This window comes from Chryseobacterium formosense, from assembly GCF_900116415.1.
In the GTDB taxonomy this organism is placed as follows: Bacteria; Bacteroidota; Bacteroidia; order Flavobacteriales; family Weeksellaceae; genus Chryseobacterium; species Chryseobacterium formosense.
This window is the reverse complement of record NZ_FPAP01000002.1, coordinates 294663-309153: the sequence shown is the minus strand read 5'-3', so window position 1 is coordinate 309153 and position 14491 is coordinate 294663. Positions and strand designations below refer to the sequence as shown.

The following is a 14491-nucleotide window of genomic DNA, read 5'->3' as shown; positions in this document are numbered from 1 at the left end:
ATTTTAAATCTAATTTGAAATGAATCCCATACAAGAGTACTTCTACAGAATCGATGAGCCTGAAAGAAGTACTCTTTTGTTTTTGAGAAAAAAGATCTTAGAATCGGATACCGAAAATATTACCGAAACTTTAAGTTTTGGGTTGCCCTTTTTTAAATTTAAAAAGAAAATGCTGTGTTACCTATATTACAGCAAGAAACACAAAAAACATTACATTAGTTTCTATCACGGCGACCGATTAGATCACCCTTTGCTCATCAGCGAAGGCAGAAAGAAGTTTAAAATCCTTTTAATTGACGAAAGTGAGGATTTGCCGGTTGATTTAATTTTAAATCTGATCACAGAGGTAAAACAGTACATTAAATAAAAAAGAGAAACCAAAATTGGCTTCTCTTCTTTTTATGGAAATGTTGAAAATTATTTCTTGATTATTTTATGTTTAAACTGCAGGCCTCCTTCCAAAGTAATATCCAGCAAATAGCCTCCTTTCGGATAAGCAGTAAGATCAACTCTCGAATCTTTTACTTCATCCAATCTTTTCCCATCCAAAGAATAAACGACAATATTTTTCACCTTTTGATCAGATTTAATATTTACAAAATCTGCAGTAGGATTCGGAAAAACAGAAACATCAACCGTCGAAAGATCTTTTACCGACAACATCTGATTCGTACTCTGCATATACATCGAAAGCACAATTCTACCATCCTGCCCCTGAAATACCGCAGTAGGAACTTCATATTTTATGGTATGATTTCCCGCTGCAAGTGAAGTAGATGTAAAGCTTCTGATAGGGACAGAATCTCCGGGACACCAGTTGTTCCATGATGTCCACCAAAGTGTGGTTTTTACAGTTGTTCCATAGATACCATTTCCCTGCGTATTGTACATTCTGTAAGGTTCACAAGATTTTCCTCCCGGAGTAAATGTTAAAACCTGAGCATTATCTAAATAAACAAAATTTTGTCTTCTCACATACTCTTCACCGCCAGAATTAGCTCCATGAGGTGTCGTAACAATGAAAAACTTAGCGTTGTCTGTACTTTGATTCAAGCTAAAATTCACCAGTCTTACCGTTTCTCCCGGTTGATCTGTACTATTGTAATTATTAAGCTCATTTGAATCTAAAAGAGGAAGCAGATTATTATAAGAATTTGTGATAGTGGGATCATTCGATGTAACAAAATCCAGCGTACCTTCGAAAACATCATTTCTTCCCGCACAACCTACAACTTGTGTATTTGCAGTATATGGAACACCAAAGACATCAAGCTCTACATAGATATCGTAAGTATTTCTAATGGCAGTGTTGCTAAACACAGCGTATAGATTATCCAATTCATAAGTATAAGGAACAGAAGTCGGAGAAATATTTTTATTCATGAAAGGAGTAATATACCTTCCGATTTCGATTCTTTTTACTCCGGTGTCACTTAATGTGTAAGTCAATTGATTTTTTGGAACCAGCGCAATATGTACCCCTCCAATTCTGTCATAATTATCACACAATGCACCAATCGTTACATTCATGGTAATTTTATTCTGAAATGAATTCAGTTCTGCATCCGTTAATTTTTTAGCATATCTGTAATTTGCCAACCGGATTGTATTGGCAGGAACGGGATTAGAAACATTTGCTGCATAACCGTCATAAAAAACAATTTGAGAAAATACATTGATTGTTGTTTGTGCAGCTGTTTTGCTTAAACCTGCCAAGATCATTAAAGGAAGTAGAATTTTTTTCATTTAAATATTAAATTGTCGATTTCAGGCAAAACTACAACTAATAAGAACAATTAAAAAGACAAAAGTATTAAATGAGTATCAAAACATCAAAGAATTTAAATTTAAAGTAAATTTTTATTAAAGATAATCTATTACCTACTTCAATCTGTCAACAATCAAAACAACAGATGTATATAGAGTTTTTACATTTTAATCATTAAAAAAGCCGTTCCTTCCGAAACAGCTCTTATGATATAATATTTTAAAAGTATTAATCTCTCATTTTAGCAATAACATCAACACCTCCTTTCGTTTTATCACCAATTTTGCAGATAATTTCTGTATCCAAAGGAAGGAAAATATCCATTCTTGAACCGAATTTGATGAAACCAAACTCATGTCCTGCTTTGGCTGCATCGCCTTCATTACAATAGAAAACAATTCTTCTGGCAACATATCCTGCAATCTGTCTGAAAACCACTTTATGATGAGTTAAGCTTTCTACAGCAACCGTTGTTCTTTCATTCTCTGTAGAAGATTTTTCATGCCATGCAACCAAATATTTTCCCGGATGATATTTCTTGTAAATCACATTTCCGGAAACCGGATATCTACAGATGTGAACATTCAAGGGAGACATAAAGATAGAAACCTGAATGGCTTTTCCTTTGATAAATTCATCCTCCTCTACTTCTTTAATCATAACTACTTTTCCGTCAACCGGAGCGATCACATTCTCCACATGATCCTGAATATCACGATTTGGAACTCTGAAGAACCAGAATACCAAGCTATAAATAACCAATAACGGGATAATGATCAGAAGCGACCACATTTCAAGGAAATAAATAGATACCGCTACAATAATAGCAAAAAGTATTGTTGCAACCGTAATCGTTCCTTTCGATTCCTTATGTAATTTCATGAGTTTAAATAAATTTTTCTATAATAAAGTACAAATATACGACAGGAACGCAGATTAAAAAACTATCGAGCCTGTCTAATACGCCACCGTGCCCCGGAATGATGTTTCCGCTGTCTTTTACCCCGAAATTTCTTTTCAATTGACTTTCAACCAAATCCCCCAAAGGAGCAAATGCAGCAATTAGAAAACCGACAATCATCCAGTTTCCACGAAGCTGTGGTTGATATTGCTCAACGAAATAAGATAAAACCAAAGTTAAAACAACTCCTCCAATGTAACCTTCCCATGTTTTCTTAGGTGAAATTTTAGGAGCCATTTTATGCTTTCCGAAAAACTTACCAACCAAATATGCAAAAGTATCGCTGCTCCAAATCAGTAAGAATAAGAAGATAACTTCCAGTGAAAATGTATTTTCGTAGGATGAATATTTAGGCAAACCTAATGCAAACGAAAATGGTAAGGCAACGTAGATTACTGTAAAAATAAGCTTTCCGCTGTCTAAATAAAGTTCGTTTGAAAATTTAAATAAAGTAACAACGGCAATCAACGTTAAAGAAAGCGCCAAGATTTCCCATAATCTGAAATCAAAATAAAATCCGTGTTGAAAATATCTTTTGGAGAATAAATAAAAAACAAAAACGACTAAGGGAAATACAACCCATTTTTCATAGCTGTCGCCAAACTTCATGATCTTCATGCATTCCCAGGTTCCAACCAATAAAAGCAGGCTGATTAAACCATAATAAAGATATTGCTGCTGAACAAGACCGGGAGAAACTGTATCTAAAAGCTGTGCTCCGAAAGGAGTTGTACAAAGAAAAATAACTGCTACATAAACAATCCCCGAAAGCGTTCTCTGAATAAGATTTTTGTCCAAAATTTATAGTTTAGAAATCGAGGCTAATCTTCCAGCAATAGCAAGAACAGCTTCGTATTATTGTTAGCAGCAGGATCCAGCTTAGAATGGTTTCCACTGATTGAAGTAAGATTTTTGATATTTCCGGTACGTTTTATCTTTCCCATTGCATCGTTCAGATTATTGACAATCTGAGAAACGTTTGCCATGATGATAATTTTCTCCGGAAGTCTTGAAGAGTGATAATGCAGAATATTATTGTGCGAAAGCATGATTCTTCCGTCATATGCAATAAGATATTCGCAGGTGATAAAGGCAGCATCATTGCGTGATTCTAATTCAGGAGTATAATTTGTTTTAACAACATTTAAAAATCCCTGCAAATCTTTATCACAACAGAACACAGAATTGATCCCTTCGATTTTCAAAATCTGATTTAAAGTCTGCAGCGCTTCTGCCTCATCTGCACAATAGTTGAAAAAGCCACCTGAATGCGTAAATAATTGCGCAAACTTATAATCGAGATCTGCATTTTTCAGCGAATCTCCAAGCTTTTCCAGACTTTGTTTTTCTTCTGGTTCGGGCTGGTTGGTAAGTTTGCTTACAATCTTTTTAAATAAACTCAACTTAGTATATTTTAGTCAACTTTATACAAAAATAGAAAATATAATTATAATTCGTCTAAGAATATAGTTTTAAATCACAAAAAACCCGACAAATAAATCTTTGTCGGGTTTTATATGAAAATGCTGATGCAAATTTAGATTTGTGTAGAACTTTCAGGAGCCTGAATTTCGTTGTCTTTAACATCTTCAGACGGCTGTTCTCCTATAACTTCTTTATCCGGAATTGTGTTGGTTACCGGTTTTTCTGTCAACTCAGGATCCCACGCTCTTTTCCCGAAGATTTCTTCAAGATCTTCACGGAAAATTACCTCTTTTTCTAACAGCTTACTTGCCAAAGCATCAAGCTTATCTTTATTATCAGTCAGGATCTGAATCGCTCTGTCGTATTGATTTTCGATAATACCTTTGATCTCAATATCAATTTTCTTAGCGGTTTCTTCGGAATAAGGTTTTCCGAATGAATATTCAGACTGGCCTGAGCTGTCATAGTAAGAAATATTACCAATATTCGGACTCAAACCATAAATTGTAACCATCGCCTGAGCTCTCTTCGTTACGCTTTCCAAATCAGAAAGTGCTCCTGTAGATATATTGTTGAAAATCACCTGTTCTGCTGCTCTACCTCCCAAAGTTGCACACATTTCGTCCAGCATCTGTTCAGTAGTCGTCAATTGTCTTTCTTCCGGAAGATACCAAGCCGCTCCTAAAGAACGTCCTCTCGGAACAATTGTTACTTTCAACAATGGCGAAGCGTGTTCTACCAACCATGAAATTGTTGCATGACCTGCTTCGTGATAAGCAACCCTTCTCTTTTCAGAAGGCTTGATTGCTTTATTCTTCTTCTCAAGACCGCCAATAATTCTGTCTACAGCATCAAGGAAATCTTGTTTTGTTACCGATTCATGATTATTTCTTGCCGCAATTAAAGCTGCTTCATTACAAACATTTGCAATATCTGCTCCACTGAAACCAGGTGTCTGTTTTGCCAAAAACTCTCTGTCTACCGTTCCGTCTAATTTGATTTTGTTTAAATGAACATCAAAAATCTGTCTTCTCTCATGAAGTTCCGGAAGGTCTACATAAATCGAACGGTCAAAACGACCCGCTCTCATCAAAGCTTTATCTAAAATATCTGCTCTGTTGGTTGCGGCCATTACAATCACGTTGGTATCGGTTCCGAAACCATCCATTTCTGTAAGAAGCTGGTTCAGGGTATTTTCTCTTTCGTCGTTTCCGCCTGAGAAATTATTTTTACCTCTCGCTCTACCAATGGCATCGATCTCATCAATAAAGATAATTGCAGGAGATTTAGCTTTAGCCTGAGCAAAAAGATCTCTCACTCTTGAAGCACCTACTCCAACAAACATTTCAACAAAATCTGAACCGGAAAGTGAGAAGAAAGGAACTTTCGCTTCACCTGCAACCGCTTTTGCCAATAAGGTTTTACCGGTTCCCGGAGGACCAACCAAAAGTACACCTTTAGGAATTTTACCTCCCAGTTTTGTATATTTTTCTGAGTTCTTCAAGAAATCTACAACTTCCTGAACTTCCTCTTTAGCACCTTCTAAACCAGCAACATCCTTAAATGTTGTCTGAATTCTTTCTTTTTCGTCAAAAAGTTTAGCTTTAGACTTACCAATTGAGAAAATCTGTCCTCCAGGACCACCTCCACTTCCCATTTTTCTGAAAAGAATGAAGTAGAACAATCCCAAGATTGCAATCCAGATTAATGCCTGAATAAGAATACTCATCAAAGGACTTTCACCTTCCGCATAATCCTTGGTTGTTTTGATTGCAGGATTTTCAGCTTTTAGCGTTTCAAACTTTGCTAAGAACAACTGCAAATCACCATATTTCAGTGTAAAATCTGCTTTTGGAGTCATTCCCAGTGACGGAAACAGAGCCGGACTTTTATCTTGAGTTTTTACTGTTTCTGTTTTTGCATTTTGTGTTAAATAAACCTCAGCATTCTGCTTTTGCTTGTCTATTAACACTTTCTGGATTTTCCCAGCCTGCATTTCTTTGAAAAAGCTGTCTTCATCAATAGATTTTGCCCCACTGTCACCTAAAGAAGTGGTGACAAAGAATAGCAAAAGAGCTATGATCATAATGGGGAAAAACCAGTTAAATCCTTTATTATTCATCTATTACTTTTAAAATTTATATTTCATTTTCTATTTTGGTAATTTTTGCATCTCCCCAAAGTTCTTCGATATCGTAATATTCACGAGTCTGTTTCTGGAAAATATGCACCACCACCGAAACGTAATCTACCAAAACCCACATTGCGTTTTCGGTACCTTCTACGTGCCAAGGTCTTTCTTTTAGTTCGTTTCTCACTTTTTTCTCTACACTTCCTGCCAATGCATTTACCTGTGTATTAGAATTTCCGCTACATATTACGAAAGTTTCTGCCACAGAATTTTCAATTTTAGAAAGATCGAAGATCATAATATCTTCTCCCTTTACATCCTGTATGGCTTCAACGATTTTATCTAATAATTCTTGTTTTTCTGCTGTTTTATTCATTAAAAAATACTATAATCTGCAAATTTATTGTTTTTCTTTTACTTTAGCCTTACTTTTAGCCTTTTAAAGTCTTAAAGTTTTCTTAAATGAGTGAGCTGTTTTACCGCACCGAGTGTTCTTCTACTAATGACGAAATACCTCAGCTTTTACTTTATCCGCAGTCAAATTTTGTGGGTTTGTATACTTTTAACCAGACAAAAGGAAAAGGGCAGTACGGAAACACCTGGAAATCAGCTATCGGGCAAAATTTAGCTTACACATTGGCTGTAAAAACAGAGTCGGTTACTCATTCCGATTTTATGTTCAATTATTATACCGCAATCGCAGTACAAAGCTATCTTGCCAATTTGACTGAAAAGATAGTGAAAATAAAGTGGCCGAATGATATAATTCTGAAAAATAAAAAGGTCGTCGGAATTCTGATCGAAAAAAAGAGAATCAACAACGAAAACTATTTCATCATCGGAATCGGAATTAATATTCTCCAGGAAAAATTTGATGAAATAAATAATGCCGGATCACTTCTAACCCAAACGGGAAATCGATTTGAACTCAAAAAATTTACGGAAGAATTTCATGATTATTTAATTGAGAAACTCAATAATATTCCGGTTGAAAAGGATATTTTAGAGCAATTTAATTTAAATTTATTCAGAAAAGATGAAATTTCTGTTTTTGAACTGGAAAATTCAAGACAAAATGGCATCATCAAAAATGCTGACGAAAACGGCAGACTTTGGATCGATCTGGAAAAATCAGGTCTAAAATCTTTTTATCACAAAGAAATAAAACTCCTTTACTGATTGGCTCGTTTTAAGTATAAAAATAAGGTAATCGGTAAAAACACAATATTGGGAAGCCACATAGCGAGCGCAGGTGGCAAAACTTTATTTTCTGATACAACCTTTAGGGCTTCGAATGAAAATACAAAAACAAAGGCTAAGGAAATACCAATTGCAAGGTTGATCCCCAATCCTCCTCTTTTCTTCTGAGACGAAAGCGAAAGTGCTAGAAAAGTCAAAATAATAATTGAAACCGGCATTGAAGTACGCTGATGAAACTCATTGAGGTGAGAATTCAGGTTACTGTTCCCTTTATCTTTTTCGCGTTCTATGAATTTAATCAGCTCCGGCGTTGTTTTATTTTGTCCTAAAAGTTCGTTTGGGAAAAGTTCTTCAGGATCTTGTCCGTAATCTTTTTTCAGTTCAAAACCTTGCCCGAGTTTTTCAGAATCGTCTTTATTAATTGTTTTTTCGAGATAGCTATTCAGCATAAAGCTTTTTTTAGCCTGTTGCCAATACACGTCTGTGGATTTCAGTTCATAAACAAGCTTTCGGTTCTTATCAAATTTCTGATACAGGAAACCATAGCCTCTTTTTTCCTGCTTATTCCAGGAATTGATGAAAATATATTCTGTTTTACTCAATTGCGCCGCAACAGGAGCCGTTCCTAAAATTTTCTCTTTATTGGTGGCATTATAAGTATATGCTTCTAGCTGGTTTTTCTTAATATTAGCCCACGGTAAAACAAAATGATTGACTACCAAAGAAATAACCGCAATAAAAAGAGAAGTCAAAAAATAAGGTCTCGCAAACCTGTGAAAGCTTGCTCCACTGCTTATAATGGCGACAATTTCGGTATTATTTGCCATTCTCGAGGTGAAATAAATTACCGATATGAAAACAAGAATAGACAAAAATGTCACCACAAGATTGATAATCCAAAATGGGTAAAAATGAACTAAGAAATAATTCAGATCTAATTTCGGATCGATTGCCGTAGCTCTCTCGATACGCGGAATTTTCTGCTGAACATCAATAACCAAAACCACAATAGACAGCAATATCAACATGAAACTAAAAGTTCCAAGGTATTTTTTTACGATATATCCGTCTACTATTTTAAGCATTTTGTCTTAAATATTTTTTACAGTCTTTGTCTTAGTACAGGTACAACAGATTCTTTCCACTGATAGAAATCTCCCGCTAAGATATGTTCTCTCGCCACTTTTACCAAATCTAAGTAAAATGCAAGATTATGGATTGATGCAATTTGTTTTGCCAAATATTCTTTAGATACAAATAAATGACGCAGATACGCTTTTGAATATTCCTGATCAACAAAACTCGTCCCAAATTCGTCCAACGGAGAAAAATCTTTCTTCCATTTTTCATTTTTCATATTCATCACGCCTTGCCAAGTGAAAAGCATTGCATTACGGGCATTTCTTGTCGGCATTACACAATCCATCATATCGATTCCGAGACCGATAGATTCTAAAATATTCCATGGAGTTCCCACTCCCATCAAATATCTCGGTTTATCTTTCGGTAAAATATCGGTGACCTCATCGGTAATTCTGTACATTTCTTCTTCAGGCTCACCTACAGAAAGCCCGCCTATTGCATTTCCTTCAGCTCCTGCTTCAGCAATAACTTCAGCCGAAATTTTTCTTAAATCTGAATAAGTAGAACCTTGAACGATTGGGAAAAATCTTTGCTTATGACCATATAATTCAGGGTTTTCTGCATTCCAGTCGATGCATCTTTTTAACCAGCGATGCGTCATTTCCATTGAAAGTTTCACCTGATTGTAATCGCAAGGATACGCAACACATTCATCAAAAGCCATAAAAATATCGGCTCCGATCTGTCGTTGAATCTCCATAGACTTCTCCGGAGTAAATAAATGATAGCTTCCGTCGATGTGAGATTTGAATTTCACTCCTTCTTCAGACATTTTTCTGCTACCTGACAGCGAAAACACTTGAAAACCTCCTGAATCGGTAAGAATCGGAAGATCCCAATTCATAAATTTATGTAAGCCTCCTGCTGCTTCCATCACCTCCATTCCCGGACGAAGATAAAGATGATAGGTATTTCCCAAAATGATCTGAGCTTTAATATCATCTTTTATTTCTCTCTGATGAACGGTTTTCACACTTGCAACAGTTCCTACAGGCATAAATATCGGTGTCTGAACCGTTCCGTGATCGGTGGATAAAACTCCCGCTCTGGCTTTTCCTTCTGAGGTTTTTTCTATATTAAAAAAATTCATTCTTTTACATTTTAGCTTCTTTTAGGATCGAGAAGCATTACTTCATTATCGTCTTTCAAGTTTGGGTAATTCTGTCGTTTTAATTTCGGTATTACCTTTTATTTTCTTTTCAGACTTCGGGTCTTTTTCTATAATAATTTTCTGAGCATCATTCAAAATCGCCTCCATTTTCTGTTTCACGATATAATATCGGTAACTTGCTACAAAATCGTCGGTTTTTACATTGTGGGTTTTCAGAATAAATCTTGTTCCGCTTTCTAAATTTGTTCCCGGATATAAATTAATGACCTGATCATTAATCGCCATATCGGCAATAATTTCCGACATTTTGGTCTTATCGATCAGATTTTTTGGTTTGTCTACATATTCGCTGCAGGAAACAAAAAACAAAAAGATCAAAAAACAAATCAGCTTTTTCATAACCTGTTGATCATTGATTTCCATTTTAAATTTAAAACTCCAAACACTGCTTCATGAATAATTCCGCCGTTCATTTTACTTTCACCTAAAATTCTGTTGGTAAAAATAATAGGAACTTCTACAATTTTGAAGCCTTTCTTGAAAGTTCTGAATTTCATCTCAATCTGAAAACCGTATCCTTTTAATTTAACATTCTCTAAACCTATTTCTTCTAAAACTCTTCTCGAAAAACATACAAAACCTGCAGTTGTATCGTGAATAGGAAGTCCCAAAATAAATCTTACATATTTTGAAGCAAAATAGGAGAGCAAAACTCTTCCCATTGGCCAGTTTACTACATTTACTCCTTTAGAATAACGTGAACCTACTGCCATATCTGCATTTTTGCAGGCTTCGAAAAGTTTGGGCAAATCTTTCGGATCATGTGAAAAGTCGGCATCCATCTCAAAAATATAATCATAATTATTTTGAAGTGCCCATTTAAAACCATGAATATATGCCTTTCCTAAACCGTCTTTAATGTGTCTTATGGAAATATGAAGGTTGTGAGGAAACTTTTTCTGAAGTTCTTTTACGATGTCGGCTGTTTTGTCTGGCGAAGAATCGTCTACCACCAGAATGTGAAACTCTTCTTCCAATGCAAAAACAGCGGAAATTATAGCTTCTATATTTTCCTTTTCGTTATAGGTCGGAATTATGACGAGTTTTTTCATTTCAGTTTGCAAAGATAGTTTATTTAAGTTTTTTATTTTATACAAAATAATCTATAATTTTGCAAAAAATTTCCTTTGCCATTATTACAATCTTTCAAAAACGAAGTAAGAATACCTGAAAATAATGATTGGGTAGTTTTTATCCTTATAGGATGTCTTTTTTTATACATCTTTATGATGAATATCGTGGAGCGCGAGGCCAATCTGAAAGATTTTCTTCTTCAGAAATATTATGATGCAAGCAATAATCTTCCGAGTTGGATCATTACTTCTGTGGTTACTATTTTAAGCTTAAGTGTTTTGGTCTCCCAATATGTTCCGATCATCCCGAAATATATTGCCGAATTTCAGCCTTTCGGATATCAACTGAATAAAATCGGCTATACTATAATTATCATTTCGCTTTTTTATTTTGTAAGAACAGCTTTAGGATTTTTATTTTTCCAATCGATAGGTGACGGAAAAAAATGGAGTATTTTTTATTTTACCTCCACCAAATTTCACTTCATCCTTTCAGTTTTACTCATTATTTTGTGTGTAACCCACTACTATTTCCCGATAGACAGAAATAGTGCATTTATTTATTATTTGTGTTTTTTCTGTTTTGTATTCATTTTCAAGGTATTTTTCTATTTGTTTCACAGAAACAACATCTTACCACAAAAATGGTATTATAAATTTTTGTATATTTGCACCCTCCAAATTGCACCGCTGATGATGCTTTGGAAGTTATTATTTATTTAATAAAAGTACATGATGAGAATAAAGTCAATATTGGTTTCTCAACCAGCACCTAGTGAGTCTTCTCCATATTTGGAAATTGCGAAGAAGGAAAAAATAAAGATTGACTTCCGCCCTTTTATCCACGTCGAAGGAGTAGACAACAAAGAACTTAGAACACAAAAGATAGATCTCACACAATATACAGGTATAATTTTTACCAGTAAAAATGCGATTGATCATTACTTCAGACTTGCTGAAGAACTGAGGTTTTCTGTACCAGACACAATGAGATACATTTGTCAGTCTGAGGCAATTGCCAACTATCTTCAGAAGCATATTGTGTATAGAAAAAGAAAGATCAGCTTCGGCGAAAAAAACTTCGCAGATCTTTTGCCGCTTTTCAAGAAATTTCCTTCCGAAAAATACTTGCTACCTTCTTCAGATGTTTTGAGTCCGGATATCCCGAAAACTCTGGATGCAGCAAATATCGAATGGACGAGAGCAATCATGTACAGAACGGTTTGCAGTGATCTGACAGACATCAACATCAAAGATTATGATATGTTGATTTTCTTCAGTCCGCAAGGAATTAAATCGCTACAGCAAAACTTCCCCGACTTCAAACAGGAAGAAACTAAAATCGGAGTTTTTGGTCCTACAACTTCCGCAGCAGCAGAAGACGCAGGCTTAAAAGTAGATTTAATGGCGCCAACAAAAGAAACCCCTTCAATGACTATGGCATTGGAAAAATATATCAAAGCTCTTCATAAATAGACTTTAAGTATATCTATAAAAACAGCCGTCTTTTCATTAATAAGAAAAGATGGTTTTTTTTTAATTAAATTTGAACAAGAATTAACATTAGATGGAAGCTCCCAAGGCAAAAAAAATAGAAAAAACACTCGAAATTCACGGCGACAGAAGAACAGACAATTATTTCTGGATGAATGAAAGAGAAAATCCCGAAGTAAGAAAATATCTTGAAGAAGAAAATGCGTACAGCGAATTTGTGATGAAAGACACAGAGCAGCTTCAGGAAGAACTTTTCGAGGAGATGAAGGCCAGATATAAAAAAGATGACGAGTCTTTGCCTTATTTTTTCAACGAATTCTGGTACTATGTACGTTACGAAGAAGCAAAAGAATATCCCATTTTCTGCAGAAAGTATAAAACTCTTGAAAGTGAAGAAGAAATTGTTCTTGATGTAAACATTCTTGCAGAAGGAGAAGATTTTTTTGAGGTGGCGAATGTTGCAGTAAGCCCTAATAACGAATTAGCTTCTTTCTCTTCTGATGACGTAGGAAGAAGAATTTATAATTTAAATTTTAAAAATTTAAAAACAGGAGAAATTCTTCAAGACAAAATTGAAAATACAACCGGAAAAGCAGTTTGGGCAAACGATAACGAACATATTTTCTACATCAGAAAAGACGAAAGTCTCCGCGCTTACAAGGTTTACAGACACAAACTCGGAACTGAAACTTCAGAAGATATTCTAATTTTCCATGAGAAAGACGAAACGTTTGACGTGAATGTTTTCAAAACGAAATCGATGGAATATATTTTCATGGCGAGTTCGAGCACCATTTCAGATGAGCATCATTTTATCCCTGCAGATAATGTTTTTGCAGAATGGAAAGTGATTCAGCCAAGAATTGATGATCTGGAATATTCTGTGGAACATTATGAAGATGAATTTTATATCATTACCAATGCAGACGACGCTACCAATTTCAAAATTGTAAAGACAAAAATCGACAACTGCGGAATGGAAAACTGGGTGGATGTAATTCCGCACCGAGAAAAAGTGTTACTGGAAGGTTTCGAAATTTTCAGAAACTATCTGGTTCTTGAAGAAAGAGAAGAAGGTTTGCTCCAGATAAAAATCATTGACGAAAAAACTCAGGAATCTTATTATTTACCTTTTTCTGATCCTACTTACACGGCTTATATCGGTGTAAATCTTGAATTTGATACAGAAGTTCTGCGTTATGGCTATACTTCTTTGACACAACCCAGCTCGACCTACGAATACAACATGAAAGAAAAAACCACCACACTTCTGAAACAGCAGGAAGTTTTGGGCGGAAAATTCTTTGTTGAAAATTATATTTCTGAAAGAATCTGGGCCGATTCTAGAGATGGGGAAGCAAAAATCCCTATTTCTCTGGTTTATCATAAAGACACCAAAAAATCTGCGGAAACCCCGGTTCTTTTGTATGGCTACGGAAGTTACGGGCACACTGTTGATGCGAGTTTTTCTAATGTGAGATTGTCGATTCTCGACAGAGGATTTATTTATGCAATTGCTCACATTCGTGGCGGAGAATATTTGGGAAGAGAATGGTATGAAGACGGAAAAATGCTGTTCAAAAAAAATACATTCTACGATTTTATAGATGCCGGAAAACATTTGATTAAAGAAAACTACACCTCTTCACGACATTTATATGCAATGGGTGGAAGTGCAGGAGGATTATTGGTTGGAGCTGTAATGAATTACGAACCTACTCTATTCAACGGAATTGTAGCACAGGTTCCTTTTGTAGATGTAGTTTCTACAATGTTGGACGAAACAATTCCTTTGACAACCGGGGAATATGACGAATGGGGAAATCCGAATGATGAAGAATATTACCATTACATGAAAGAGTACTCACCGTATGACAATGTTGAAGCAAAAGACTATCCTAATATTCTGATCACAACAGGATTTCACGATTCTCAGGTGCAATATTGGGAACCGGCAAAATGGACGGCAAAATTGAGAGAATTAAAAACAGATAACAATATTTTAATTTTCAAAACCGATATGAGTTCCGGACACGGCGGCGCAAGCGGAAGATTTGAATCTTTAAAAGAAGATGCTTTGGAATTTGCGTTTTTACTTAAACTTGAAAAATAATGTGTTGGATGC

15 protein-coding genes are annotated in these 14491 nt (G+C 35.3%); 5 read left to right on the top strand and 10 right to left on the bottom strand.

Features of this window, described 5'->3' with window-relative positions:
• Positions 1-19 precede the first annotated feature (19 nt).
• A complete protein-coding gene (locus tag BM371_RS07645; protein WP_034677866.1) occupies positions 20-367 on the top strand; it encodes a DUF1801 domain-containing protein in 348 nt (115 codons plus the stop codon).
• Between the two features lie 50 nt (positions 368-417).
• Here BM371_RS07645 and BM371_RS07640 read toward each other — a convergent pair whose 3' ends face one another.
• From BM371_RS07640 to rsfS, 6 genes are all read right to left on the bottom strand, one after another.
• Positions 418-1746, bottom strand: a complete 1329-nt coding sequence (locus BM371_RS07640; RefSeq protein WP_034677865.1) for a peptide-N-glycosidase F-related protein — start codon at positions 1744-1746, stop codon at positions 418-420.
• 250 nt (positions 1747-1996) lie between these two features.
• Positions 1997-2650 (bottom strand): phosphatidylserine decarboxylase family protein, encoded by a 654-nt coding sequence (locus BM371_RS07635; protein ID WP_034677864.1) that lies wholly within the window; start codon positions 2648-2650, stop codon positions 1997-1999.
• A 4-nt stretch (positions 2651-2654) separates the two neighbouring features.
• Positions 2655-3527 carry a phosphatidate cytidylyltransferase gene (locus BM371_RS07630; RefSeq protein ID WP_034677863.1) on the bottom strand — a complete coding sequence of 291 codons (873 nt, stop codon included), beginning with the start codon at positions 3525-3527 and terminating at the stop codon, positions 2655-2657.
• 23 nt (positions 3528-3550) lie between these two features.
• Positions 3551-4132 (bottom strand): LUD domain-containing protein, encoded by a 582-nt coding sequence (locus BM371_RS07625; protein ID WP_034677862.1) that lies wholly within the window; start codon positions 4130-4132, stop codon positions 3551-3553.
• Between the two features lie 134 nt (positions 4133-4266).
• Positions 4267-6276, bottom strand: a complete 2010-nt coding sequence (gene ftsH / locus BM371_RS07620; RefSeq protein WP_034677861.1) for an ATP-dependent zinc metalloprotease FtsH — start codon at positions 6274-6276, stop codon at positions 4267-4269.
• 16 nt (positions 6277-6292) lie between these two features.
• A complete protein-coding gene (gene rsfS, locus BM371_RS07615) occupies positions 6293-6661 on the bottom strand; it encodes a ribosome silencing factor (protein ID WP_034677860.1) in 369 nt (122 codons plus the stop codon).
• An 86-nt stretch (positions 6662-6747) separates the two neighbouring features.
• Between rsfS and BM371_RS07610 the strand changes: the two genes are divergently transcribed.
• Entirely contained in the window at positions 6748-7464 is a 717-nt protein-coding gene (locus tag BM371_RS07610; RefSeq protein ID WP_034677859.1) for a biotin--[acetyl-CoA-carboxylase] ligase, read from the top strand.
• Here the strand turns inward: BM371_RS07610 and BM371_RS07605 are convergent.
• From BM371_RS07605 to BM371_RS07590, 4 genes are read right to left on the bottom strand one after another with little or no spacing between them, the layout of a single operon-like run.
• Positions 7458-8570: an LptF/LptG family permease gene (locus tag BM371_RS07605; protein ID WP_034677858.1), complete on the bottom strand. Its 1113-nt coding sequence runs from the start codon at positions 8568-8570 to the stop codon at positions 7458-7460. The genes BM371_RS07610 and BM371_RS07605 overlap by 7 nt on opposite strands.
• A gap of 17 nt (positions 8571-8587) precedes the next feature.
• A complete protein-coding gene (gene tgt, locus BM371_RS07600; protein ID WP_034677857.1) occupies positions 8588-9718 on the bottom strand; it encodes a tRNA guanosine(34) transglycosylase Tgt in 1131 nt (376 codons plus the stop codon).
• Positions 9719-9763: 45 nt separating this feature from the next.
• Entirely contained in the window at positions 9764-10138 is a 375-nt protein-coding gene (locus BM371_RS07595) for a DUF4296 domain-containing protein (RefSeq protein ID WP_081874579.1), read from the bottom strand.
• Positions 10135-10851, bottom strand: a complete 717-nt coding sequence (locus BM371_RS07590) for a polyprenol monophosphomannose synthase (protein ID WP_034677855.1) — start codon at positions 10849-10851, stop codon at positions 10135-10137. The genes BM371_RS07595 and BM371_RS07590 overlap by 4 nt, the downstream gene beginning before the upstream one ends.
• Positions 10852-10926: 75 nt before the next feature.
• Between BM371_RS07590 and BM371_RS07585 the strand changes: the two genes are divergently transcribed.
• From BM371_RS07585 to BM371_RS07575, 3 genes are all read left to right on the top strand, one after another.
• Positions 10927-11595, top strand: coding sequence for a DUF4271 domain-containing protein (locus BM371_RS07585; protein ID WP_034677854.1), 669 nt, complete (start codon positions 10927-10929; stop codon positions 11593-11595).
• A 12-nt stretch (positions 11596-11607) separates the two neighbouring features.
• Positions 11608-12348, top strand: a complete 741-nt coding sequence (locus tag BM371_RS07580) for a uroporphyrinogen-III synthase (RefSeq protein WP_034677853.1) — start codon at positions 11608-11610, stop codon at positions 12346-12348.
• A 91-nt stretch (positions 12349-12439) separates the two neighbouring features.
• Positions 12440-14479: a S9 family peptidase gene (locus tag BM371_RS07575; RefSeq protein WP_034677851.1), complete on the top strand. Its 2040-nt coding sequence runs from the start codon at positions 12440-12442 to the stop codon at positions 14477-14479.
• The last annotated feature ends 12 nt before the right edge of the window (positions 14480-14491 follow it).

Excerpts from the sequence above, each read along its gene's own strand:
- tgt (WP_034677857.1), bottom strand. The coding sequence starts at position 9,718 with ATGAATTTTTTTAATATAGAAAAAACCTCAGAAGGAAAAGCCAGAGCG.
- BM371_RS07595 (WP_081874579.1), bottom strand. The coding sequence starts at position 10,138 with ATGAAAAAGCTGATTTGTTTTTTGATCTTTTTGTTTTTTGTTTCCTGC.
- BM371_RS07635 (WP_034677864.1), bottom strand. The coding sequence starts at position 2,650 with ATGAAATTACATAAGGAATCGAAAGGAACGATTACGGTTGCAACAATA.
- BM371_RS07640 (WP_034677865.1), bottom strand. The coding sequence starts at position 1,746 with ATGAAAAAAATTCTACTTCCTTTAATGATCTTGGCAGGTTTAAGCAAA.
- BM371_RS07605 (WP_034677858.1), bottom strand. The coding sequence starts at position 8,570 with ATGCTTAAAATAGTAGACGGATATATCGTAAAAAAATACCTTGGAACT.
- rsfS (WP_034677860.1), bottom strand. The coding sequence starts at position 6,661 with ATGAATAAAACAGCAGAAAAACAAGAATTATTAGATAAAATCGTTGAA.
- BM371_RS07580 (WP_034677853.1), top strand. The coding sequence starts at position 11,608 with ATGAGAATAAAGTCAATATTGGTTTCTCAACCAGCACCTAGTGAGTCT.
- BM371_RS07610 (WP_034677859.1), top strand. The coding sequence starts at position 6,748 with ATGAGTGAGCTGTTTTACCGCACCGAGTGTTCTTCTACTAATGACGAA.
- ftsH (WP_034677861.1), bottom strand. The coding sequence starts at position 6,276 with ATGAATAATAAAGGATTTAACTGGTTTTTCCCCATTATGATCATAGCT.
- BM371_RS07575 (WP_034677851.1), top strand. The coding sequence starts at position 12,440 with ATGGAAGCTCCCAAGGCAAAAAAAATAGAAAAAACACTCGAAATTCAC.
- BM371_RS07645 (WP_034677866.1), top strand. The coding sequence starts at position 20 with ATGAATCCCATACAAGAGTACTTCTACAGAATCGATGAGCCTGAAAGA.
- BM371_RS07590 (WP_034677855.1), bottom strand. The coding sequence starts at position 10,851 with ATGAAAAAACTCGTCATAATTCCGACCTATAACGAAAAGGAAAATATA.